At 57.1% G+C, this 20,981-nt stretch carries 19 protein-coding genes and 4 pseudogenes; 7 read left to right on the plus strand and 16 right to left on the minus strand.

Translation table 11 applies throughout. The features are described from left to right. Positions 1–640 precede the first annotated feature (640 nt). On the plus strand, positions 641–1,876 hold the full coding sequence (locus NKH89_RS35025) for an ATP-grasp domain-containing protein (protein WP_352911838.1): 1,236 nt from the start codon (positions 641–643) through the stop codon (positions 1,874–1,876). A 232-nt stretch (positions 1,877–2,108) separates the two neighbouring features. On the opposite strand, the pseudogene NKH89_RS35030 reads toward NKH89_RS35025, so the two are convergent. From NKH89_RS35030 to NKH89_RS35940, 8 genes and pseudogenes are all read right to left on the minus strand, one after another. Then, positions 2,109–3,058: pseudogene (locus tag NKH89_RS35030) on the minus strand (IS630 family transposase). Between the two features lie 84 nt (positions 3,059–3,142). Then, complete coding sequence (locus NKH89_RS35035) at positions 3,143–3,379, minus strand: integrase core domain-containing protein (protein WP_352911871.1); 237 nt, start codon at positions 3,377–3,379, stop codon at positions 3,143–3,145. Positions 3,380–3,654: 275 nt separating this feature from the next. Continuing rightward, positions 3,655–3,876, minus strand: coding sequence for a hypothetical protein (locus NKH89_RS35040; protein WP_352911841.1), 222 nt, complete (start codon positions 3,874–3,876; stop codon positions 3,655–3,657). Positions 3,877–4,330: 454 nt separating this feature from the next. After that, a pseudogene (locus tag NKH89_RS35045) lies at positions 4,331–5,097 on the minus strand (M24 family metallopeptidase); the annotation flags it as partial. Between the two features lie 193 nt (positions 5,098–5,290). Next, complete coding sequence (locus tag NKH89_RS35050) at positions 5,291–6,397, minus strand: GlxA family transcriptional regulator (RefSeq protein ID WP_352911844.1); 1,107 nt, start codon at positions 6,395–6,397, stop codon at positions 5,291–5,293. Positions 6,398–6,656: 259 nt separating this feature from the next. Then, the gene (locus NKH89_RS35055) at positions 6,657–8,060 is read right to left on the minus strand and encodes an aspartate aminotransferase family protein (protein ID WP_352911847.1); all 1,404 of its coding nucleotides are present in this window, start codon (positions 8,058–8,060) and stop codon (positions 6,657–6,659) included. A 12-nt stretch (positions 8,061–8,072) separates the two neighbouring features. Continuing rightward, complete coding sequence (locus NKH89_RS35060; protein WP_352911849.1) at positions 8,073–9,551, minus strand: NAD-dependent succinate-semialdehyde dehydrogenase; 1,479 nt, start codon at positions 9,549–9,551, stop codon at positions 8,073–8,075. A gap of 560 nt (positions 9,552–10,111) precedes the next feature. Beyond that, a complete protein-coding gene (locus NKH89_RS35940) occupies positions 10,112–10,246 on the minus strand; it encodes a hypothetical protein (protein ID WP_502896992.1) in 135 nt (44 codons plus the stop codon). Between NKH89_RS35940 and NKH89_RS35945 the strand changes: the two genes are divergently transcribed. Next, positions 10,239–10,403, plus strand: coding sequence for a hypothetical protein (locus NKH89_RS35945; RefSeq protein ID WP_502896989.1), 165 nt, complete (start codon positions 10,239–10,241; stop codon positions 10,401–10,403). The genes NKH89_RS35940 and NKH89_RS35945 overlap by 8 nt on opposite strands. 15 nt (positions 10,404–10,418) lie before the next feature. Here the strand turns inward: NKH89_RS35945 and NKH89_RS35950 are convergent. The 6 genes and pseudogenes from NKH89_RS35950 to NKH89_RS35085 form a co-directional block, all read right to left on the minus strand. Next, positions 10,419–10,463: pseudogene (locus NKH89_RS35950) on the minus strand (hypothetical protein); the annotation flags it as partial. Between the two features lie 70 nt (positions 10,464–10,533). After that, a complete protein-coding gene (locus NKH89_RS35955) occupies positions 10,534–10,905 on the minus strand; it encodes a hypothetical protein (RefSeq protein ID WP_502896990.1) in 372 nt (123 codons plus the stop codon). Then, positions 10,817–11,158 carry an adenine nucleotide alpha hydrolase family protein gene (locus tag NKH89_RS35960; protein WP_502896991.1) on the minus strand — a complete coding sequence of 114 codons (342 nt, stop codon included), beginning with the start codon at positions 11,156–11,158 and terminating at the stop codon, positions 10,817–10,819. The genes NKH89_RS35955 and NKH89_RS35960 overlap by 89 nt, the downstream gene beginning before the upstream one ends. A gap of 23 nt (positions 11,159–11,181) precedes the next feature. Beyond that, positions 11,182–11,938 (minus strand): annotated as a pseudogene (locus NKH89_RS35075) (electron transfer flavoprotein subunit beta/FixA family protein). Positions 11,939–12,059: 121 nt separating this feature from the next. Then, positions 12,060–14,534, minus strand: coding sequence for a GcvT family protein (locus NKH89_RS35080; RefSeq protein WP_352911852.1), 2,475 nt, complete (start codon positions 14,532–14,534; stop codon positions 12,060–12,062). Beyond that, on the minus strand, positions 14,416–14,730 hold the full coding sequence (locus NKH89_RS35085) for a hypothetical protein (RefSeq protein WP_352911873.1): 315 nt from the start codon (positions 14,728–14,730) through the stop codon (positions 14,416–14,418). The genes NKH89_RS35080 and NKH89_RS35085 overlap by 119 nt, the downstream gene beginning before the upstream one ends. Here NKH89_RS35085 and NKH89_RS35090 point away from each other — a divergent pair. The 5 genes from NKH89_RS35090 to NKH89_RS35110 all read left to right on the plus strand — a co-directional run bounded on the left by NKH89_RS35090 (position 14,644) and on the right by NKH89_RS35110 (position 19,531). Beyond that, positions 14,644–15,183 (plus strand): hypothetical protein, encoded by a 540-nt coding sequence (locus tag NKH89_RS35090; protein ID WP_352911855.1) that lies wholly within the window; start codon positions 14,644–14,646, stop codon positions 15,181–15,183. The two genes, NKH89_RS35085 and NKH89_RS35090, sit on opposite strands and share 87 nt — an antisense overlap. Before the next feature lie 12 nt (positions 15,184–15,195). After that, positions 15,196–16,197, plus strand: coding sequence for a hydroxyectoine utilization dehydratase EutB (gene eutB / locus NKH89_RS35095; protein WP_352911858.1), 1,002 nt, complete (start codon positions 15,196–15,198; stop codon positions 16,195–16,197). Next, the gene (locus NKH89_RS35100) at positions 16,194–17,183 is read left to right on the plus strand and encodes a cyclodeaminase (protein ID WP_352911860.1); all 990 of its coding nucleotides are present in this window, start codon (positions 16,194–16,196) and stop codon (positions 17,181–17,183) included. The genes eutB and NKH89_RS35100 overlap by 4 nt, the downstream gene beginning before the upstream one ends. A gap of 365 nt (positions 17,184–17,548) precedes the next feature. Further along, the gene (locus tag NKH89_RS35105) at positions 17,549–17,992 is read left to right on the plus strand and encodes a type 2 periplasmic-binding domain-containing protein (protein WP_352911863.1); all 444 of its coding nucleotides are present in this window, start codon (positions 17,549–17,551) and stop codon (positions 17,990–17,992) included. Between the two features lie 585 nt (positions 17,993–18,577). Beyond that, a complete protein-coding gene (locus NKH89_RS35110) occupies positions 18,578–19,531 on the plus strand; it encodes an aminotransferase class V-fold PLP-dependent enzyme (RefSeq protein WP_352911865.1) in 954 nt (317 codons plus the stop codon). On the opposite strand, the gene NKH89_RS35115 is transcribed toward NKH89_RS35110, so the two are convergent. Both NKH89_RS35115 and NKH89_RS35120 read right to left on the minus strand, forming a co-directional pair. Next, positions 19,520–20,298 (minus strand): IS5 family transposase gene (locus NKH89_RS35115; RefSeq protein WP_352911866.1). Its coding sequence is split into 2 segments (ribosomal slippage): positions 19,520–19,974 and positions 19,974–20,298, totalling 780 coding nucleotides; the frame shifts between segments, so codons are not numbered across the junction. The genes NKH89_RS35110 and NKH89_RS35115 overlap by 12 nt on opposite strands. 79 nt (positions 20,299–20,377) lie before the next feature. Then, positions 20,378–20,848: a hypothetical protein gene (locus tag NKH89_RS35120; protein ID WP_352911868.1), complete on the minus strand. Its 471-nt coding sequence runs from the start codon at positions 20,846–20,848 to the stop codon at positions 20,378–20,380. Positions 20,849–20,981 lie beyond the last annotated feature (133 nt).

Consider the following 20,981-nt stretch of genomic DNA (forward strand, 5'->3'; position numbering starts at 1 on the left):
CTGCACCTGCCGACATCCTGCCCCGACCAGCGCATCCTGCGCATCGTCCTCGATCGCATCCCGCGGCTCGTGACATAGCCGACGGGGCGCCGACGCCCCGAAACGAACCCGACCGCAACCTGCAAACCCCACCTGCCATCACGACGGATCACCGCCGGCGCCTGACGAGGTTCGCGGAAAGCGCCCAACAGCGGCCACATCGCCGCTTCAGGCCGCCAAAACCTCATCGCCGTGCATCAAGGCGGCTAGGTCTACCTGCTGGTGTGCAGTGCTTCGTCAAACATTCCCAGCCACCCCGGGCGACCAGTGGCAAGTGCAGCTAAGTTATCGGACTGACTAGTGAGATGCACTGGCTCGCACAAATGACGCAAGAATGACAGGCGAGGTCAGCCTCCAATCCGAGTCCCTCCCTGGCCCCGCGTTTCGCCGATTTACGGCCTGACAAGCAGCTCGCCAACTTTCTTCACCTGCAAATCCAACCGTTGCAACAGATCCTTCAAATAAGTTTACAGGATCTTTGCGCCCGCAAATCGCTGACGATGATACGCTCACGGCAGGGTCTAAGTCAGGCACGGCTGAAGAAAGGTGCCCGATTTAGGCTGGAGCCGCCACACAGCACGCATCCGGAGGGTCAACGGCAATGGCAAAAAGAGCGCTCATTATGATTGAATGGTCAAGGGGTAATGGTCCCTTATACATCGAAGCGGCCCAGCGTCTTGGCCTTTATCCAATTACCCTGGCGGCGGATCCAGCTCAACACGACTATCTTGCGGCGAAAGGTATCGAGGCAATCCCTATCGATACACACGATCACGATGCGCTGATCCGCGAATGTTCCAAGCTGCGTGAGACCTACGACATTGCTGGCATTACTGGTTTTGCGGGCGACGACGAGTCGGTCTCTGCGACAGTTGGCAAGCTCTGCCGGCATTTCGATCTACCGGGACCGAACCCCGCATCGATTGAACGGTGCTGCAATAAATTCATTCAACGTCAGCTCCTCGCGGAGGCCGGCGTTCCAATACCGGCTTATCGCTTGGCCGCGAACGCGACGGATATAGAACGCTCAGCCGCGGAGATCGGCCTACCGGTGATAGTTAAGCCAGCAGTAGGCATCGGAAGCGTCGGTGTTCGAATGTGCCGCAACGTCGACGAGTTAGCTGAACATACAACCTATCTGTTGAGCGGGAAGCACGTATGGCGGTCTTCGCCAAGGATACTGGTCGAAGAATTCGCACAAGGTCCACACTACTGCGCTAACATAATGGGAAATGAGATCATTGGTATTGCCGCCGCTGAGTTTGGCCCTCCACCGCATTTCGTCTTTCGTGAATACACCCATCCGGCCGCCCTGACTGATGACGCTTATAAACGTATCACCGATGTTTCGTTGAGCTGTTTGCGAGCTCTCGACCTTGGCTGGGGGCCAACCTGCATTGAATTCCGGTGGACGAACCGTGGCCCAGTCGTCATTGAAATCAATCCGCGTATGCCGGGTGGTGGGGATCCTAAACGAATTCAGCTGGCTTATGGTGTCGATCTCGTCACCGCGCACCTCAAGCTTGTCATCGGCGAGGAATGGGATTTGCGCAAAAGGCATTCGCAGACTGTGGTCACGCGGCTCCTGGTTCCTGATCGCGATGGCATCCTCGATTGGATCGATGGCGGCAACCGGGCGGCTGCCGTACCAGGTGTCGCAGAGGTCAAATTGTACGTTACATCCAAGATGCCGATCGTCAGGAAGGGCGATTACCGAGACTCTATGGGATATGTCGTAGCAGTTTCACCCACCCTTGCTCAGACCGCGGAGATACTGCAGGCTTCCGTCGACTTAATCAGTTGGTCGATCATACCATTTCCGACCCTTGGCGAATAGTAGGGTAATGCGGCCCGCTAACCTTCTCCGCACCAGCGCAGGTGGTCCCAGCTTGCCGCCGCGTCTCGTGTTGCCTCATCTAATTTTGTTACCGAGTGGACTGCACCCCTTGGGTGAGACACTAATTAGGTTAGGGACAGTTCTCCAGGTTTTGGATTGCGGCTGGGGGATCTTGGCGCAATCGCGTTAGACCGGCTTCGTATTCATCCGGCGAGAGCTAGAGCGGCGACTTTCATGTGAGTCCATACCCTGCGGCTGCGAAGTAATTTCTGCATTCTGTTGGAGAGAAGAGATTGCAGATATCGCCAATGGCCTGCCACAGGGCGTCGATGGTTCTGATGGCCTTTGCGCGCAGGTGCGCCTTGAGCTTGGCGAATGCCATTTCGATGGGATTGAGATCTGTAGGGCGGCAGGAAGAGCAGCCATGCCCCTCTGGCCCGGATCGCTGCCTCGGCGGCCGGGCTCTTGTGGGCAGCGAGATTGTCGAGGATGACGACATCGCCCTTTGCCAGCGTCGGAGCGAGCTGCGTTTCGACATAGGTTTCGAAGATGCACCGGTTCACCGGCGTGTCGATAACAAAAGGGGCCGTGAGCCCATGACAGCGCAACCCGGCGATGAAGGTCTGCGTCTTCCAATGCCCGAACGGTGCCTTTGAGCGCAGCCGTTGGCCCTTTAGGCAGCGGCCGCGCAGACGTGTCATCTTCGTAGTGGTTCCGGTTTCGTCGATGAACACCAGCCGATGTGGCTCAAGCCGCATCCGCGGCTGGCGCCTGGTCTGCCACTCCTGCCGCGCCTTGCTGACGTCGGGACGATCTTGCTCGCTGGCCAGCAGCGTTTTTTTTGAAGCGATAGCCATTCCTGATGAGCCAGCGCGAGATCGAGGCAGGAGCGACCTGGACGTCTGTAGCAGCGGCCAGCTCGGCGGCAAGCTCCGGCATGGTGATGTCATCCTTCTCGGCCACACGGCCAAGCAGGAACGCACGATGCGGGTCGAGCTTGGAATGGCGGCGGCCACCGCTGGCCTTGGGCGCCAGGCTCTCGGTCTTTCGATAGTTCCTCATCAGGATCACGACAAACGAAACCGACACCCCAAAATGTGCCGCCGCCGCACGCCGCGAGTGGCCAGCCTCGACAAACCGCACAACACGTTCACGCAAATCGAGCGAATAGGGCTTGGGTATGGCAAATCACCTCCTACAGGAAGTGAATCATGAACCACGCCTCACTGGAATCCCTCGCGATTCAAACTGAACGTCCGACGCTCTCTAGTCGAGCGCTGAATGCAGGCGATGCCTGTTGTAGACCCGCTCGATGAATTCGCCGATGCTTTTCTTGGCATCGATGATGTCGCGATAGGCTCGGCCATCGACCTCTTCGTCCTTTAGCGTTCGCATGAAGCGCTCAGCCTTGGCATTGTCATAGGGATTGCCAATCCGGCTCATGCTCGGCTGGATGCGATGCGCCGCAAGTCGTGAAGCGTATTCAGCGCAGGCATATTGCACGCCGCGATCGGTCAATAAGGACAGTGCGGAATGGAACGGCTTGAGATTATCGAGAGCCGTCGCCGGCGACGCTTCAGCAGAGAGAATACGCTCCAGATTGTCGCTGAGAGTTATTCGGAACCTGGCTTGTGCGCGACGACATGACTATACTGTATCGCCCGACGGACCGCCTCTGTCGTTGTGGCGCTCCCGTGAAGAACTTGGCCCATAGCGCATCCTTTGATTCGGAAGATGAGGATGCCCACTCAAAGCCCGGGATCAAACATTCTTGCGAGTCAGAAACGAGCGTCGACGAAATGGGCCAGCTGGGCCCCCACCTCATAGTAGTTTTCCTTTAGTGCGCGCAAAGTCGCCGTTTCCGGCGTGGTGACCAGAAGCGGCAAATCCGCATCTGCGACTTTCCCGAGAATATGGTCGGCCAGCACACGCCCAAAGACCGTACCTGGTGAAATTCCACGGCCATTATAGCCGCAGATGCTGACTACATTGGATGCCAAGCGTGAAAACGAGGCAGGTGGTCACTACGATCATGCCTTACCATTCGGCTTCGAAATCAACTGCAGCGATCTGCGGAAAGAGCTTGCGGAGGGCACGCATGGCACATGCTCGGTGGATCCTGGCACCGGCGCCTCGGAGCGCGCCCACCGAGTGGCGGGATAGTTCCCGCGCAGGTCGAGGATCGGGAATAAGCTGTTGTACCGATACGTGCCGCCGTTTCCTCTGCATTAAGGAGCTTCACGGCCGCGCCCTATTTCTGCCACTGCCGCTCGGGTTCCCGGAGCTTATCAAGTCCCGCTTCCCCGACCGCGCAATGAAGCGTACCGTTCCTCACAGCCTGGCAGTCGATGGCATGCTCGTCGATCAAAGACCAAACTTCGGCATGCCCACTACCGAAAAGTTGGAGGACCTGTTCGCCGAAAAGTGCGCCTAGACTAGATTTCACATATTCCGGTAGCGGCGCACGACCCCAGCCAATTCGAGCGCGACGGTTTCGTTGTCGCCGAAGCGGCGGTCACTCCACATAATGTGCGGCGCCGAGGCATTTTCGCCGCCGAGTATGGTCGGCGGGAGCGCGGTGATGTCGCCGGAGAAATCCGGCGAGCCGGCTATCTGGGCGGCCTTGACCTTGGCGATGGCGTCGCACTCGCGCACGCCTGGCGCAATCACCTGATAGGCCGCGGTGACCGCCGCCTCAGCAAGGCGCGAGGCTTTGCGGAGGTAGCCGATCTCGGCGTCTGATTTGACGCTGCGGATCCAGTTCACCAGAAGGTCGGCATCGCGGAAGATTACATTGGGCAGGCCGGCGGTCAGCCGCGCATGCGCCTTCGGGGAATAGTAGTAGGCCTCGAGCTCGATGCCGATATTGCCGCGCCCCCAGCCCTTCCTTTCGATCCAGGCGGCAATCCAGTCTATCGGATGGCGGTCGGCGCGCTGGACATGATCTTCCGGGAACCCGACAACATTCTAGGGCTTCATCCATGCCGTCAACAGCCCGCCAGCGGCATCTATGGCGCGGCCGATCCAGACGGGCTCCTCGTTCGCAAGCGGTACCAGCGCCAGTTGCGGCGTGTAGAACGACCAGCCGTCATAGCCGGTGATGTAGTGCTGGTTAGCGACGTCGTTGACGACGAGAAGATCGAGACCGCGTCGTGCCATCTCCGACAGGATGGCGGAAGCCTGCTGCGGTATTCGTCCGGGAGGAAGGGCAAAGAGATCATGTCGAAATCATCCTATTCTATCGCGTCCCAATGTCTTCACCTAACGCCAGTGCTAAAATGCGGGCGGGGCCGCGCCGATTCACAACGAGACAATCGCCAAGAGCTAATCGAAGCCGGTCATCGGCTAGTATGCTGAGGCCATTCAGCAAAAGGAGCGCCACACCGATCCTCAGAGAACAACGCGGCGCCTCCGCTAGTGGTTAGTTGGGAATTCTTTCTTACTTAGCCTCCGATCGATTTGCCGGCCTCTCATTTCGTCTGGGCCGCAAGATCTTATTTTCTTACGTCGGTAAACTGGTAATCGTGACTGATGCGGCGCGCATCCATAAGCGTCGCGGTACGCTTTTGAGAAGTGCGATGCAGAGACAAAGCCGCAAGCCATCGCAATTTCAAGGACCGGCAGGCGCGAGCTGATGAGTAGCAGGTGCGCACGTTCCAGACGAAGATCCAAATAATAGCGGCTCGGAGAACATCCCAGTTCCCGCCTAAACAGCCGCTCGATTTGGCGGCGGGATAGGCCGGCTGACACCACAAGTTCGTCTAGTAGCAATGGCTCCGTGAGGTTTGACTCCATCTCCTCGATTACCTTGATGACCGCCTGATGGTTTAGTTGCACTCGAGAATGAAGAGGTAGACGTTGGCGGTCACCCGCCGAACGGGTCCGACACGTGATAGCTTTTTCGCAAATGCGGTTGACGACTATCGTCCCATAATGGCGGTCAACCAAATCCAGAAACATGTCGAAGGGGGCGTCCCCCCCGGCGCAAGTGTATAGGTCGCCGTCCCGCTCGAAGGCGGTTTGAGTGGCTACCACACCCAGGAACCGCTCAGAGAATATAGGAAATTGCTCCCAGTGAACGGCGCAACGCCGCCCTTCTGCAAGCCCCGCCCGAGCAAGCACAATCGTACCGCTACTTATCCCTACGAGGCTGCCGCGGCGGTTGCGACACTCTCGTAGCCAGGCATCAAGCTGTTTGTGCGGACTGGGAGCATTGCGGCCGCCGACGACCACGACAGCCGGTGCTGAGATCGATCGACGGGTTCTTTCACGTTCGAAGAACAACGAAGAACCAGCGCAAACCGACAACCCGCAACTCGAGGCCGCAGGTTGCCCGTCGTCCGAGATGACCTGCCAGCTATACACGTCCCGCCCCAGCACCTCATTGGCGAGCCTCAGCGCTTCGACTGCCGACGAGAAGGCCTGGAGTGAAAAGGCCGGCAGGAGGTAAAAGCAAAAATTTCGGCATGTGGACTGTAAGTCTAGCATCCCGGCTGGTTCCTTTCCCGTATTCGACAGCATTCTAGCAAAAGCCTGCTGCCTGCCGGTCCGAGGCGATCGCCTCGGTTTCCCGAGCGAGGCTCTGCTCTCGTGCTTGGGCGCTTTCGGCGCCGGCCCGTTGCGGTCGGGGGTCCATGATTCTCCCGATAAGTGTTACTCGATCTGCCCAATCACGTCGCCACCCGGTGAACCGCTCCGTAGAGCGGGCGAAAGCTGCGCCTGTTGAACGGTCGGGCGACCTTCAGGGCGTCTTGGTACCGCAAATTCGGCTGCTGTCCGTCTAGATGTTAAGCCCGTCTCGCGTGAGCTCATCCATGACGAAGCGCACTGCGCTTTCAGCAATTGCCACGATCTCTTCGACTTCAGATTTGGTTGTCACAAGCGGCGGGGCAACGCCCAGAATGTCGCCGTGCGGCATAGCGCGAGCGATAAGACCGCGCTCACGCGCTGCCTTGGAAATTCGCGCGCCAACCTTGAGTGTCGGATCAAAACGCTTCCTTTTGTCTCGATCGGCCACAAACTCGATTGCCCCCATAAGGCCAACGCCGCGCACTTCGCCGACGATCGGCAATTGCGCGAATTTCTCCTTCAGCTGTGCCTGGAAAAAAGCGCCGACGTCACGGGCGTTGCCGGGCAGGTCTTCCTTCTCGACAATGTCGAGAACCGCATTCGCAGCCGCAGCTCCGATCGGGTGACCTGAGTAGGTGTAGCCGTGCGAGAATGCGCCGACCTTGTCCGCCCCGTCTTCGAGAACCTTGTAGACCTTCTCACCGACAATTGCCGCGGAAAGTGGGAAATAGGCCGAAGTCAGACCCTTTGCAATCGTGATGAGGTCTGGCTCGATGCCATAGTGCTGCGAGCCGAACATCGAGCCCGTGCGGCCGAAGGCGGTTATGACTTCATCTGCAATAAGCAGCACATCGTGCTTTTTGAGCACTGCCTGGATTGCTTCCCAGTAGCCTTCCGGCGGAGGCGTTATGCCGCCTGTGCCGAGCACCGGCTCACCGATGAAGGCGCCCACATTGTCCGGGCCCAGGCGTTCGATCAGCTGATCGAGCTCGGCAGCGCGGCGGCCTGAGAACTCGCGTTCGGACTCGCCTGGGTTCGCGCCCCAGTAGTGATGTGGAACACCGGTGTGAACAATCTGCGGGAGCGGGAGGTCCATGTGGTCATGGTAGAAGCTCATGCCCGTCATCGAGCCGGAGACGACGCTGCACCCGTGATAGCCGCGTTCACGCGAGATGATCTTCTTCTTGGTTGGCTTGCCGCGAAGATTATTATAATACCAGACGAGCTTGGCCTGGGTCTCGTTGGCGTCCGAGCCTGACATGCCGTAGAATACTTTGCTCATCTTGCCAGGCGCCATCTTCACGAGGCGATCGGAGAGGATCGCGAGCTCGTCCGTCGTATGCGCCGCATAGGAGTGATAATAAGCTAGGCGATAGGCCTGACGCGAGATCGCTTCTGCCACTTCGGTGCGGCCATAGCCGACATTGACGCAGTAGAGGCCGGCAAAACCATCGATAAATTTGTTGCCATGCGCGTCCTGAATGCGGATCCCCTTCCCGGTCTCAACGATCGTTGGCTCGCCAAGCTTGCCGGTGGCAAAGTCCTTGAGCTGCGTGAAAGGATGTAGGACAGCGTTTCTGTCCTTCTCGCTAATATCCCTGATGTTGATAGCCATAGCGCTTTCCTTTCAGGCTGCGATGTTGCCGATGCACACGTATTTGGGTTCGAGATATTCGGCGAGACCATGTCTTGAGCCCTCGCGGCCGAGTCCAGACTGTTTCCATCCGCCGAAGGGTATGGGAGCGCCGGTAAATTTCGGGGTGTTGACGGCGACCATGCCGTACTCCAGCTGATGGGTCAGCCGCATGGCTCGGTTGAGGTCCCGCGTGTAGACATACGCCGCAAGACCCATTTCCGAGTTGTTGGCCCGGGCGAGCACTTCCGCCTCGTCGTCGAAAACCAAGATTGCCGCCACTGGACCGAAAGTTTCTTCCTTGGCTATCAGCATGTCGTCCGTGACGTCGGCGAGAACAGTCGGGGTGACGAAATTGCCCCCGAACGGGCTGTCCTGTCCGCCAACAACGATGCGGGCTCCGGCACAAAGAGCTTCGGAAATCTGTCGCCTGCACTTTTCGGCGACAGATGGTTTGGTCATTGGGCCAATGTCGACACCAGGTTCCAATCCGTGCCCGACTTTCAGTTTACCGGTGGCCTTCGCGAATTCTTCCACAAAGCGGACATAGCTCCTCCGCTGGACATAGATCCTGTTCGCTGCCAGGCAGTCCTGACCGGATGTGGCGAATTTGGCTGCCATGCACCCGGCCACGGCGGTCTCCAACGGTACGTCGTCGAAAATGATAAAAGGAGCATTGCCGCCAAGCTCTAGTGAAGCCTTCTTCAGGGTTTTTGCGGACTGCTCGAGCAGGACCCGACCGACCTCGGTTGAGCCCGTGAAGGAGAATGCCCGCACATCGCTGTGATCCAACAGCCATTTTGCGAGCGGGGGAGCCTCTCCCGTGATCACTTGAAACACGCCGGCGGGGACTCCTGCGTCCTCGGCAAGACGGGCAAGCGCCAGAGCTGACAAAGGCGTTTCCGGGGCAGGCTTGACAATCATGGTGCAGCCGGCAGCCAGCGCGGCTCCTGCCTTCCTGGTGATCATCGCCGACGGAAAGTTCCAAGGGGTTATGGCGACCGTTACTCCGACCGGCTGCATCTGCACAGAGAGTCGGCTGCCCGTAAGATGGCTCGGGATGGTCTCGCCATATGCCCGCTCGCCCTCCGCTGCAAACCAGTCAAGAAAGCTAGCGGCATATGAAATCTCACCGCGCGCCTCGGTCAATGGCTTGCCTTGCTCGGCGGTCATGATGGCGGCAAGGTCTTCCGCATTCTCGCGCATACCTGCGGCCCATTTCCGCAGGTATGCGCCCCGTTCCGAAGGAACAACATCGCACCATCGTTGAAATGCGCTTCTCGCGAAGCTGACTGCAGTGTCCACATCGGACATCTCACAGGCTGCCACCTGAGCCAGTTCCTCGCCAGTAGCCGGATCCACCACCGAGATTGTTTCAACCTTGGAGAGCCAAGCGCCATTCACATAGGCGCATTTTTGCAGAAGGTCCTGCCGTTTGAGCCTCTTTAATGCGGCGGTTGCTGAACCTTTCATCTGTAACTCCAAATCGACTGTTCATTTCCGTCAACCTAGCCCTGCAACTGCGGTGATTGGCAGCGTAATGTAGGGTCACCAAGGTGTTCGCGTGCGAATAAACGACGTTTTGCTGTGTTTTTCTCCGTCTGATCTCTGTCTGCTTTATGGGGGCCTCATGAATAGGGGACATTTCTAACAGTCTAGGCTTGGAAGATGACGGTCACACGTCAAGTCTCGAGACGCGCGCGTCATGAATCGCGGCTTCGGCCGCCGGCGCATGGAGTTCGAGGACATCTCTGAAAAGCAGCCAGATTCGATCATCCGCGCCACGGTCGACCCCGCGTCGGCATGCAAGCTTCCAAGTGCGCGAGATCGCCTTTGAGCTCGGTCTGGATCAGAACTTGATCGCCAAGCGACCGAGACCGTCTTTCAGCTGCTACCAGGTGTTCCGCGACAACGACCCCTCGATGCTGGAGATCAATCCGCTGGTGGTCACCCGCGACGGGAATCTCGACGCGCTCGATGCCAAGATGTCGTTCGACGAGAACGCGTTGTATCGGCGGCCGGAAGTCTGCGATCTACGCGACAAGAGCCAGGAACACCCGCGCGAAACTTCCAGCGACCGCGGCCTCTCCTATGTCGGCCTCGACGGCAACATTGGCTTCATCATCAACGGCGCCGGCCTTGCCAACGGCGACGATGGATATGATCAAGATCGCCGGCGGCGAGCCGGCCAACTTCCTCGACATCGGCGGCGGCGCCTCGCCGGAGCGGGTGGCGAAGTCGTTCCGCGCCGTGCTTGGCGACAAGAATGTCGAGACCATCCTCGTCAACATCTTTGCCCTTCATGCCGGCCAGATGCTGGATTGATCCGGAGATGCCGCAAGCGATATAGAGCTGCGGCGCGACGACCTTGCCGGTCTGGCCGATCTGCTAGTCGTTCGGCGCGTAGCCAGCATCGACAGCAGCGCGTGACGCTCCGACGGCCGCACCGAGCTTGTCAGCGACGGGCAGAATGACCCTCCTGGAACTTCTCCAAGGAGCCAAGCGCACGGCCGTCCGAGATGACGATCCTGGCAGAAGTGAGTTCGGGACGGTCAGAGGAGGACAGTGCGTCCTTGACGAAGGTCGAGAGAGGCGAAGAAAAGGCCGCCGCCGAGATATTCTCGACGGAAAACGAAGCCGCACGCACGGTGATCACCTTCTCGGCGTCGGTCGACTGGATCGTCTGAATAGCATTGCCGGCATAGATCGGACGCTTGGAGGTGTCCGACGAGACGACTTCAATAATTTCCGAGATCTGCGCGACGTCGAGCAGGGCCGCGACGCGCGGCAGGACGTTCTTGCCGGTCGAGGTGGCGGCGGCAACGATCGTGTCCTAGCTGCCTGCCAGCGAGACGATCAGATCGGCCAGCGATCCAGATTGTGGCGAGCTCGTCGCTTTCGGCGACCAGAACCTTGGAGACCCCTGCGAGCTTGGCGGTCGCATCAGTCGCCGCCTTGGCGCCCTTGCCAGCGACCAGCACATGCACGTCGCCGCCGATCTTTGCGGCAGCCGTCAGTGCCTTGCCGGTCTGGTCGGACAGAGTTGCGTTGTCGTGATCAGCAAGAAGAAGAATGGCCATGGTGGTAAACCCTTTTTCGAACCTTAAAGGACGCCGGCCTCGTTTTTCAGCTTGTCGACCAGCTCGGCGACCGACTTGACTTTGACGCCAGCTTTGCGGCCCGATGGCTCATCGGCCTTCAGCACCTTGAGGCGCGGTTCTGTGGGGACTCCGAAATCCGCCGGGCTCTTCTTGTCGAGCGGCTTCTTCTTCGCCTTCATGATGTTCGGCATTGAGGCGTAGCGCGGCTCATTGAGGCGCAGGTCGGTGGTCACCACCGCCGGCAGCTTAATCTCGATCGTTTGCAGGCCGCCGTCGACTTCGCGCGTCACTTGCGCCTTGCCATCACCGATCTCGACCTTCGAGGCGAACGTGCCCTGTGCCCGGCCGAGCACCGTCGACACCATCTGGCCATGGTTGCTGCCGTCATCGATCGCCTGCTTGCCGACGATGACGAGGCCGGGCTTTTGGGCGTCAACGATAGCCTTGAGGATCTTGGCGACGGCAAGCGGTTCGACGGCATCGTCGGTCTCAATCAGGATGGGGCGGTCGGCACCCATGGCAAGCGCCGTGCGCAGCGTCTCTTCGGCCTTTGGCGGGACCGATCCACACGACGACCACTTCCTCGGGCTTGCCGGCTTCCTTCAGACGCAAGGCCTCTTCCACCGAGATCTCGTCGAACGGGTTCATCCACATCTTGACGTTGGTGAGTCCAACACCCGTGCCGTCAGGCTTGACGCGAATCTTGACGTTGTAATCGACAACCCCCTGGGACGAGAACCTTCTTTTTTGACCGGATATATGGAGGGTGGGGTCCGGTTTTGCCTATAAAAGCTCAAGGGAGAGACCCGTCTTTTTTCAACCCTAGTTCTTATCGATAGCTGCAATCCCCGGTAGCAACTGCGACTGAGAGGTTTGCCTGTCAGCGCCCTAGGCGCTCACCCGCGGGATCAAAGAACGCTTGCAGAGACGCATCCGCATCGAAAAGGTCGCCCGCAATTTCGATCTGCCAGCGGCCAGTCTCGACAAACTCCTTTGTTACACCATCGTCCCGATTCACGTAACCGAGCCCAATCGACGAACCAAGTGTGAAGCTTTTGATGCCGGACGAGATGTAGCCGACGATTTTGCCATCGCGTCGAATGAGCTCTTCTCGGAACAATACTGGACTTGGATCCTTGAGCTTGAACGCCACCAGACGTTTCCTAAGCGGCATAGACGCCTTCTGCTTCGCGGTTGCCTCCCGGCCAATAAAGCCCCCTGTCTTGTTCCAGTCGATAGTGAAACCCAAACCCGCCTCGAGCAGTGTGTCGACTGGCGTTAAATCTAACTCGTATTCGCGGTAGGCGCGTTCGGATCGCATGTGCTCAAGAGCGTGATAACCGGCCGGCTTTAGACCATGTTCCTTCCCGGCGCCCCAAAGGACGTCGAATACGTGCTGCGCCATCTCTGATGGAACGTGGAGCTCCCATCCAAGCTCACCGATATAGGTGAGACGGTTGGCAATGACGCGAGCGTAGCCCACATCAATTTCTTTACTCGTTGCAAAAGGAAAAGTTTCATTTGACAAGTCTGCATCGGTAACCTTGGCAAGAATGTCCCGCGACTTTGGTCCCTGCAAAGAAAGGACTGCATAGGCCGATGTCACATCAGTAAGAGTGACATTACAGTCGTCAGTGATATGGCGAGTGATCCAAGCCTTATCCCGTGGGTGTACTGTTGCCGATGATATAATCAGAAATTCAGCTTCCTTAAGGCGATTCACCGTAATGTCAGTTTCGATTCCACCCTTTTCATTGAGCATATGGGTGTAAACAAGTTTTCCAACGGGCACGTCTACATTGCCGGCGCAGAGTCTCTGAAGGAACGTGCAGGCATCGCGGCCTTGAATCAAATGTTTGCCGAACGAACTTTGGTCAAAAAGCACGGCACTCGATCTTGCCGCCTTACACTCCTCGGCGGTGTGTTCAAACCAGTTAGGCTCCGAGTAGGAATAGACGTTTTCCGTCGGCTGGCCTTCGCCGGCAAACCACATCGGTCGCTCCCAACCCATCCCTTCCCCAAAGCTGGCGCCGAGCTTGGCCCATCGATCGTGTAGGGGACTCTTGCGGACGCCGCGGGAAGTCTTTGGCTGATGCCCGGGCCAATGCATCTTGTAGTGAAGGCCCAATACTTCGGGAATGCGATCTCGCAAGTACTGTTTGTTTATCTGGAACGGATGGTAGCGCGCCACATCGATGAAGCTCACGTCCATCTGAGGCGCACCCGTGACGATCCACTCAGCTAGGGCGCGGCCTGCACCGGCGCCAAATTCAATTCCCTCCGAATTATATCCTGAGGATACAAATAGATTTTTCATGCCCGGCACTTCGCCGATCATGAACAGCAGATCGGGGGTAAAGCTCTCAGGGCCATTAAAGAACTTTGCGATGCCAGCGTTCTGAAGGGCTGGAACGATTTCGATTGCTTTAGTCATTGGGAGCTCGAAATGTTCCCAATCCTCGGGGAGTTCAATGAACGCAGAGTCTTTTGGCAAGCTCTCCATCGGTAGGGCCTTACCCCAAGGTTCAAACGCTCCAATCAGCAGCTTGCCGGCGTCTTCTTTGATATAAACGTGTCCATCCGTGTCGCGGAGAACTGGAAGGCTCGGCCTCACGATGTCCATCGGCTCGGTCACGACATAGAAATGCTCGGCTGCATAAAGGGGCACTCTCACATCAAGCTTCGCGGCAAGATCTCTTGTCCATAGACCGCAGGCGAGAACCAGTACCTCAGCCTCAATAACTCCATGACTGGTGCGCAGCTGATAGGCCCCAGTCTGCGTGCGCCACAAGTCCGCGACTTCTGTTTTCTCGAGGATTTTAGCGCCGCGTTGTTTGGCGCCGGCCGCCAATGACATGCAGGTGTCGATCGGATTCGTCTGGCCGTCCTTCGGAATGTAAACAGCGCCTTCTATGACCGATTCATCCATTGCAGGATAGAGCTCCCTCGCTTCGCGAGGAGAGATCATATGAGCTTCGAGCCCAAAGCTCTTGGCTACTGAAGCGCTGCGAGCTGTTTCATTAAGCCGGTCTTTTGTGCGAGCGACACCAAGCGTCCCATTTTGTTTGAAACCCGTCGCTTGGCCGGTCTCCGCTTCGAGCGTGGCATAAAGCTCTGCATTGTATTTTGCAATCTCAGTCAGCGCGTGGGTGCCGCGGGTCTGCATGATCAAGCCAGCAGCGTGCCAGGTCGTTCCTGATGTCAACGCATGCCGCTCGAGGATGACAACGTCCTTTTTACCTAACTTTGTCAGATGGTAAGCGAGGCTGGTCCCGGCAATGCCGCCACCAATTATGACAATTTCGTTGGATTGAACGGGAGTTTCTCTCGGGCGAATAGGCGTATTGTTGATCATGTATCTGCCTCGTGCGGGTGACTGCTGCCAAATTCTCGCCGGAATCGCCGACTGATGGGCTGCAAGTCGGGGTCATCGATCCAATTGAAATGCCCCGGCGGTCGTTCCAATGGCCAGCCGCGATGAAGTTCCAGCTCGGCGTTACAAAACGAACCTTGACGCCAATGCGCTTTGCGAGCTCCGTGGTTACGTCGATGTCAAAACCGACGAGCGGCCGATTTTGGGATTTTTAAAAGACACCCCCAACGTTCAGTTGCGATGTCAACTAACGATTCTGGCAAGCTCTCAAAAACGACTTCAGTTCAATGCCATGACCTTTCTTATAACATGCCATTATGCAGAATTGGTGCGACCTTTGTTGAAAGTGGCTGGAAGTTCTGCGGTGGCTGGGGATGATTCGACGAATTTCGGCAGTGCGGAACGTCGTCGCCGAAAATGCGCAGGACGCATTCAGCTCTTTCCCCGCTCGCAAGCAGTCACCTTGCTGGCAAACCACGTGTGTAGAGCTGGAAATCTGCAAACTATTACCGACTTTTGCAGACTTTCCCCTCTTATCCTGGAAATCCGCAGGGCTTCAACCTGCCGCAGATGGTATCTGAAGGGGAGATGGATTGCGCTTATCGAGTCAGGCCGACCCAATTTGAGATGAAGAGGCTAGCTTGTGACAGTCACGCTGCAAGATATTCAAGACGCGCAAGGGCGGATTTCGGAAGTGGTGCACAAAACGCCAACTGTCGCTTCGCCCAGTTTAACGGAAGTAGCCGGCGTTCCGGTTTTCCTAAAATTAGAACATCATCAATTCACAGGCAGCTTCAAGCTGCGGGGGGCAACAAATGCTCTCAGGCGCATTGTAAATTCCACCTCAATTCGTGGAGTCGTCGCAGCGTCGACGGGAAATCACGGTCGTGCGCTCGCTGTTGCTGCCAGATCGGTTGGCCTACCGGCCACAATTTTCATGTCCCAGTTGGTGCCAGAGAACAAAGTGCTCGAGATTAGGCGCCTGGGTGCGGATGTACGGATAGTCGGTACTTCGCATGACGAAGCTCAGGATGCCGCCGAATGCCTGCAGCACGAAGAAAAGCTAACTATGATTCCACCTTTTGATCACCCTGATGTCGTAGCGGGTCAAGGAACAATCGGCCTTGAGCTGGCGCAATCCATTCCTGAGGTTGGAACCGTCGTTGTGCCGGTATCGGGAGGAGGTTTGGCTGCAGGAATCGCCTTGGCAGTAAAGGCGTTACGTCCACATGTCCGGGTCATCGGCGTAACGATGGATCAAGGCGCTGCAATGAAAGCCAGTATCGACGCTGGAATGCCCGTTCAGGTCAAAGAAGTAGCAACTCTGGCAGATTCGCTAGGCGGCGGGATAGGTCTCGAAAATCAAATCACGTTCGCGATGTGCTCGTTACTCCTCGATAACATTGTGCTCCTGACAGAGGAGGAAATTGCTTCAGGTATCAAACACGCCTACGAAAATGAGCGCGAAATTCTCGAGGGCGCGGGCGCCGTGAGCATCGGGTTTATTTTGGCACAGAAGGTCTCGTATCTCAAAGGCCCAATCGCTCTCATTCTGTCTGGACGCAACATTGATATGACGCTGCATCGTCGAATAATTGGTCGTGACGGCAGCACGGACTTGGATTTTGGGGGACGTCCGCGGTGAAGATTTTGTCGGAAGCGTCACTTCGAGCGCTTGTCCCCTTGGATTTGAGCGCGGTCAGATGTATCGAATATGCTTTCTTGGCCCTGAGCAATCAAGATGTTTTGATGCCTCCAGTGCTTCGACTGGATATTGCGAAGTTTAAGGGCGAGGTCGATATCAAGACCGCCTACGTTCCTAGCCTTGATAACTTCGCAATCAAGATAAGTTCGGGATTCTTTTCTAATCCCGTTTTGGGACTGCCTAGCACAAGCGGGATGATGGTGGTGTTGTCTGCGTCTAACGGGCTTGTTGAGGCAGTGTTGCTGGACAACGGATACCTCACCGATGTGCGCACAGCCGCAGCAGGAGCTGTCGCTGCGCAGTACCTGTCGCGAAAAGATGCTTCTGTCGTAACCGTACTCGGAGCCGGTATGCAGGCGCGTTTCCAACTCCGTGCGCTGACACTTGTCCGGCCGGTGCGAGAAGCGCGGATCTGGGCTCGCGATGAGAGCAAGGCCAAGGCACTTGCGGACGAATTATCTCTTGAATTGAGAATTCCGGTGGCCGCTTTTCAGAAGCCTTGGGATGCAACTTCGGGGTCGCACATTATTGTGACGACCACACCCTCTTGTGAACCTATCTTGCAAGCCCAATGGCTTGAGCCGGGGCAGCATGTTACGGCAATGGGCTCAGATGCGGAGTACAAAAACGAGATCGCGCCCGCTGCACTAGCATGTGCAGACCTCTATGCCGCAGACAGCGCTAGCCAAACCAGAAAAATTGGTGAATTGCATCACGCCCTTGTAGCTGGATCGATAGAGGACCGGCCGGATTTTTGCGAACTTGGTGAAGTGATCGCAGGGTCTCGACCTGGCCGACAAGACGACAGTCAAATTACAATTGCTGATTTGACAGGCACGGGTGTACAGGACACTGCTATCGCGAACCTTGCCCTCAGCCGCGCCCTGCAGACCGCTCCGGGCGAGGGGAAGGAGAGTTGGACGTAATGCAGGCCACGCGGTGGGACGGGCTTGCGACAGGGGCAGGGCAACAATACGACGCGATGGTGTCCGTCACCCTGCCTAGACCCACGTTACACTCACCCGTCAGTTAATACCACAATTTAACTCCCTCTGGGGAACAATATTGGCTCACAACAAGGCAATTCTCGCGCAGACATTAGATCTGCGTTCGTCGCTCACCTCGCCACCTTGGACGACAGTCGCCAGCCACTTTGCGCAGTCGGCCTCCATGATTTGGCCGACCGAACGCCTGGACGCCATCGCTGCACTTCAGGGACGATGACGCTTGGCTACGACAACATAGCCGCAAGAATCCATAGCACCGCCCGGGCCTGCCCGTCGTCACGCCGATGACCGCCGCTTTCAAAGCGTTCGACCATATGGGCGTAGCCGCGAATACCAAAATCACTGTTGCCACCTGTGGCGGTTGCATCACCGAGAAGAACATGATGAAAGCTGGCATCAGCCGCGGCAATATCCTTGCCGTTGATAACGAGCAGAGCGCCATCAAAATGGTACAGGCCGGCCGCGTGGATGCTTATGTGTATCCTACCCTGTCGGTTGTTGCGCTCCTTGGAAAGGTGAACGACCCGTCCCTCGAAATGGTCAGCCCAATCAAGGACGAACCTGTTAACTGCGCGGGCGCTGCTTTCCGCAAAAGCGACTCCGCCCTGCGCGATGCCTATGACGCGGCTTTCGACCAGCTGAAGGCCAGCGGTGAGTTCGACAAGATTTCAGCAAGTGCGGCTTTCCGACCGACTTGGCCAAGTCGACCAAGCGGTGGCGCCGGCTGACATCCAACCGCTGCCGATGCCTCAAGACGCCCCGCCCGGCGGACACACCCGCCGAGGCTCGATTAGAGTGTCTGAAATGCAAACTGCACTCGCTTCCCGGAGTGATCACACGCAGGTGTTGGTGCGAGGCTCGATTGCAACGTGATCAGAGACTTAGAAAACAGAAAAAAGCGTCGAATCTTCCACAAAGCATGTCATTGCCACAACAATCGAACTACTCTCGAGCAGAGTAGAAACGGTCTCTCGTCAAAGGCACCTCCGAGGACTCCGCTACGAGCCTCAATCTCTGGGAAGAGTTTTATGCCGCATTGCGGAGAGCTCCAAAAGGCGCTTGGATTAGAATGAAAAACTGGCTAGACCTCATACTATCCAGTTGAACCGACACTGTTTATTTTTAGCGTGCCCCTTACTTAAGGAAGAGAACTACAGCCTATGTCTGGTCTAATACCGAGAAACGAGTTTATTGGCCTGGAAAACGGGACGCATCTTGCCGCCGCTGGGGAAACCCCCGTTCTGATCAGCAGCGCAGCGGCGGTCACCAGATTTATGGTCGATAAGGCAGCAGGCATGCCGGGAAGAGAACGCATGTACGAAACCGCGGCGAGGGCACGAACTCGCATCGGGAGGTTGCTGAAAGGAAAGGCAGAAGACGTAGCACTGCTCTGGAACGCAACAGCGGGATTGCATGCGATCGCAACTGGCACCCGATGGCGCGCTGATGACAATGTAGTTGTAGCGGCATCCGAATTTCCATCCTTGCGCTACGTCTGGCGACCCTTCCATGTGCGAATTCTTGAACCGTCAGCGACTTTCGCGTCCCCCGCCCAGATTGAACGCACTATTGACAAGAACACCCGCGCTATAGTCGTGAGTCACGTTAGTTATTTGAACGGTGCGCGGACGGATCTAGCCGAACTCAGGGAGATTTGTGATCGAACTGGTGTGCGCCTTATCGTTGATGCGTCTCATTCTCTCGGCGTCGTTCCTGTAGACGGTAGTCTGTGTGACGCCGTTGTGTCGAGCTGTTACAAGTGGCTTTTTGGGCCTCATGGAGTAGCGGTTTTTTACGCAAATTCTATGCGCTGGCCTGATCTTGAACCAAGCGCGATCGGGTGGAACTCAGTCGTTCCAGACACGCCGTGGCACATAACCAGTGACTTCAAGTTAAAGACCGATATGGAGCGTTTTGAAGGTGGCAATCCGAGTTTTATGAACATCTACTACCTAGAAAACTCGCTATCCGTTCTTGAGGATTTAGGAATCGATAGACTGGAAGCGCATGCTCTTTCCCTGGGCAGTCGGCTGCTAGATGGACTCAACAAGCTCAATTTGCCGGTAATGACACCCGAAGAGCCTCAAAAGCGTGCAGGAAGCATCGCAATTGCTACACGCAAGTCCGAAAGGCTGGAGGCCCAACTGCGCGCGCGGGGCATCCTTACATGGGGTGGAGACGAGCGCTTGCGAATCTCGGTCCACGCATACAACTTCGCGGACGATGTTGACCGCCTGTTAGAAGAAATAAGCCGGCTAGATATCTAGCAAGGCCGTAGACTCATAAGCGCGAAGCCACAGTCGCATTGAGGCGAGTTGGATCATGGCGAGGAAGTTGGCTGCCAGTTTGTCATACCGTGTAGCGACACGGCGGAAATGTTTCAGCTTGGAGAAGAAGCGCTCGATCAGGTTTCGCTCGCGATAAAGGCGCTTGCTGAAGCAAGGTTTCCACTTCCGGTTCCGCTTGGCGGGAATGTTGGGCGTCGCACCGCGCTGCTGGATCAACTCCCGGATACGGTCGGCATCGTAGGCCTTGTCGGCCAGGACGATAATGCGCGGGCCGAGATGGTCGAGCAATCGATCGGCGATCTGCCCATCGTGCGTTTGTCCCGCCGTCAGGCCGAGCCGGATCGGGAGTCCTTGCGCGTCGACGACGACGTGGATTTTGGTCGTGAGGCCACCTCGGCTGCGACCGAGACAATTATCTGCGCCCCCCTTTTTGCCGTCGCAGCCTGCTGGTGCGCCCGAATGGAAGTGCTGTCGATCATCTGGATTTCACCGTCATGCGCTCCGCTGATGGCGTCCATGAGCCGATCCCAAACACCTGCTTTTCGCCAACGCGAGAAGCGGTTGTAGCAGGTGGTGCGTGGCCCATAGCGCTCGGGCAGGTCGCGCCATGGCGCACCGGAGCGCAGCACCCAGAAGATTCCGTTTAACACGCGTCGGTCATCGACGCGCGGCACGCCTCTAGGTTTGTTGGGTAACAGCGGTTCGATCACGCGCCACTCGAAGTCGGTCAGGTCATATCGGCTCATATTGAGCCTGAATCACAATCCCGCGCGATATGGAAGCGAGTTGGTAAACCCGTCAAAATCAGACGTTCAGCGCTACAGCCTAATCGTAGTAGCCCGATCCGAATGTTATCGCGGACATCACAGGTTGATCGACTTCGCCTGTCGAGGACCAAACGCCTATACCAAGCTGCGTTGAGGTTGCGCCATCCGGCTCCAAGCGTAACTTCGGGTCGAGAGATTGGAGAATCTGTGTCGCTTCGCCCATCGATACCGAGATAAGAGCCAATCCGTTCAATGTCGGGTTGCTTGGGCTTGCAAACTCCAAGGCCTCCAGGCGCTCGTCAGAATCATAGTAGGCAAAAACGCCTGCATCCGCCCAATAATCCATCGGATTGCCTTCGGGTGTACGCTTAAACGGCTGGTGCTTATCACCGAAAAATGTCCGAACGTTTCCTTTGGACGATCCAATCGGAAGACCTCTCAATCCACCGCCGGGTTCTAATGCGAGTTCAGTCATTCCTCGACAATATGCGCGATCGGTCAAACGACGCAACGATCGCTTTTCACCCATCTCCCTCATTCCCATTTATGGGTTCACGACCTAGCACTACTTTGGCAGATTTTTAGCGGAGATGGTTCTGCGGCAGTGGGGACAACGGATTGGGGGCGGCTGCGCGAGCGCGGTGAGGATGGCTTGCCTGACG

It is taken from the genome of Mesorhizobium sp. M0923, assembly GCF_040319365.1.
Classification (GTDB): domain Bacteria; phylum Pseudomonadota; class Alphaproteobacteria; order Rhizobiales; family Rhizobiaceae; genus Mesorhizobium.

Excerpts from the sequence above, each read along its gene's own strand:
- NKH89_RS35025 (WP_352911838.1), top strand. The coding sequence starts at position 641 with ATGGCAAAAAGAGCGCTCATTATGATTGAATGGTCAAGGGGTAATGGT.
- NKH89_RS35050 (WP_352911844.1), bottom strand. The coding sequence starts at position 6,397 with ATGCTGTCGAATACGGGAAAGGAACCAGCCGGGATGCTAGACTTACAG.
- NKH89_RS35055 (WP_352911847.1), bottom strand. The coding sequence starts at position 8,060 with ATGGCTATCAACATCAGGGATATTAGCGAGAAGGACAGAAACGCTGTC.
- NKH89_RS35060 (WP_352911849.1), bottom strand. The coding sequence starts at position 9,551 with ATGAAAGGTTCAGCAACCGCCGCATTAAAGAGGCTCAAACGGCAGGAC.
- NKH89_RS35945 (WP_502896989.1), top strand. The coding sequence starts at position 10,239 with ATGATCAAGATCGCCGGCGGCGAGCCGGCCAACTTCCTCGACATCGGC.
- NKH89_RS35960 (WP_502896991.1), bottom strand. The coding sequence starts at position 11,158 with ATGGCCATTCTTCTTCTTGCTGATCACGACAACGCAACTCTGTCCGAC.
- NKH89_RS35080 (WP_352911852.1), bottom strand. The coding sequence starts at position 14,534 with ATGATCAACAATACGCCTATTCGCCCGAGAGAAACTCCCGTTCAATCC.
- NKH89_RS35090 (WP_352911855.1), top strand. The coding sequence starts at position 14,644 with ATGGCCAGCCGCGATGAAGTTCCAGCTCGGCGTTACAAAACGAACCTT.
- NKH89_RS35105 (WP_352911863.1), top strand. The coding sequence starts at position 17,549 with ATGACCGCCGCTTTCAAAGCGTTCGACCATATGGGCGTAGCCGCGAAT.
- NKH89_RS35110 (WP_352911865.1), top strand. The coding sequence starts at position 18,578 with ATGTACGAAACCGCGGCGAGGGCACGAACTCGCATCGGGAGGTTGCTG.
- NKH89_RS35120 (WP_352911868.1), bottom strand. The coding sequence starts at position 20,848 with ATGGGTGAAAAGCGATCGTTGCGTCGTTTGACCGATCGCGCATATTGT.